Annotated in this window: 3 protein-coding genes; all 3 read right to left on the reverse strand. The window is 68.7% G+C overall.

Translation table 11 applies throughout. The annotated features are described in order from the left end of the window. Positions 1 to 962: NAD(P)/FAD-dependent oxidoreductase (locus N878_RS19755; protein WP_021445285.1), on the reverse strand; the 962-nt coding region annotated here is incomplete at its 3' end. 63 nt (positions 963 to 1025) lie between these two features. Continuing rightward, positions 1026 to 1199: a DUF3094 domain-containing protein gene (locus N878_RS19760; RefSeq protein ID WP_021445286.1), complete on the reverse strand. Its 174-nt coding sequence runs from the start codon at positions 1197 to 1199 to the stop codon at positions 1026 to 1028. Between the two features lie 24 nt (positions 1200 to 1223). After that, the coding region (locus N878_RS19765; protein ID WP_021445287.1) for an MOSC domain-containing protein at positions 1224 to 1636 on the reverse strand (413 nt) is incomplete at its 5' end.

The following is a 1636-nucleotide window of genomic DNA, read 5'->3' on the forward strand; positions in this document are numbered from 1 at the left end:
CCCGGCTGCGGGCAGGCGGCGCAGTCGCCGAAGGCGAACACGTCGTCGTCCAGGGTGGTCTGCAGGGTCGGGCGCACCTGCAGCTGGTTGATGCGGTTGCTCTTCAGGCCGTCGAGCTCCTTGAGGAAGCCCGGGGCGCGGATGCCGGCGGCCCAGACCTTGAGGCTGGCCGGGATGAAATTGCCGTCGGCGGTCTGCAGCCCCTCGGCGCGCACCTCGCTGACGGCGGCGCCGGTGAGCACGGTGACGCCGAGCTTTTCCAGGGTCTGGTGCACCGGCCGGGCGATGCGCTCGGGCAGTGCCGGCAGCACCCGCGGGCCGGCCTCGATCAGGGTGATGCGCATGTTTTCCGGGCGGATGCGGTTGAGCCCATAGGCCGCCAGCTGCTGCGCCGCATGGTGCAGCTCGGCCGCCAGTTCGACGCCGGTGGCGCCGGCGCCGACTATGGCGATGTTGATCTGTGCACCGTCCTCGCCTTCGTTGGCGTGGGCGCGCAGGTAGTGGCTGAGCATGCGTCGGTGGAAGCGTTCGGCCTGCTCGCGGGTGTCGAGGAACAGGCAGTGCTCGGCCGCGCCGGGGGTGCCGAAGTCGTTGGTGGTGCTGCCGACGGCGAGCACCAGGCTGTCGTAGGCGATCTGCCGCTCGGGCATCAGCACCTGGCCGTCGTCGTCCAGGGTCGGTGCCAGGGTGATGGTCTTGGCAGCCCGATTCAGGCCGCTCATGCGGCCGAGCTGGAACTCGAAACTGTTCCACTTGGCCTGGGCCACGTAGTTCAGTTCGTCTTCCGAGGAATTCAGCGAACCGGCGGCCACTTCGTGCAGCAGGGGCTTCCAGATATGGGTGAGATTGGCGTCGACCAGAACGATGCGGGCCGCGCCGCTCTTGCCGAGTTTTCTACCCAGACGGGTGGCCAGCTCCAAACCGCCGGCGCCGCCGCCGACAATCACGATGCGATGGGACATGGATGATGCTCACAAGGCTTTGAAAAAGACGGTGCGAGTCCGATCGGGCGAGCGCGAGGCAGCTCATAGCACCAACCGACTCAGGAAGCGGCTCAGCAGGCCGAGGCCGACGACCACGCAGAGGATGATGGCCAGCAGGCGCCAGACCCGGAAGGGCTGGCGCTCGACCTGGTGTTGCGGCGCACTCAGGTAGTGATCGACCTTTTGCTGGTCGTCGGGGCTCAGGCGGCTGGTCATCGGGAGGCCTCTGCTCGAATGCGGCTATTCTAGGCTTGCCCGCCAGGCTTGGCGAGCCTCGTTGTCCGGCTGGTCAAGCACCTGCACGCTATCGTCCAGGCGGATGATGCCGCCTTCCAGCACCCGCGCGGTAATGCCGCCGTGGCCGCGCATGGCCTGGAAGGTGCCGCGGCCGAGGCGCTGCTCCAGCCTGGCGCAGGGTTGGCACCAGCCGGTGGTTTCCAGCAGCGCCTGGCCGATGCGAAAGCGTCGGCCCTTGAGGCTGAACAGGTTGATGCCGGCGACGGCGATATTGCGCCGCAGCTCGCTGGGCGGCAGCGGCGCCTGGTGGCCGAGCAGGGCGGCGATCACCGCCAGGTGTTCCCACTGGATCAGCGTCACCTGGCGCGCGTTGCGCGGCCCCGGGCGGCCGTGATCGCCGGTCAGCCCGGCTTCGC

This window comes from Pseudomonas sp. EGD-AK9 (assembly GCF_000465935.2).
Classification (GTDB): domain Bacteria; phylum Pseudomonadota; class Gammaproteobacteria; order Pseudomonadales; family Pseudomonadaceae; genus Aquipseudomonas.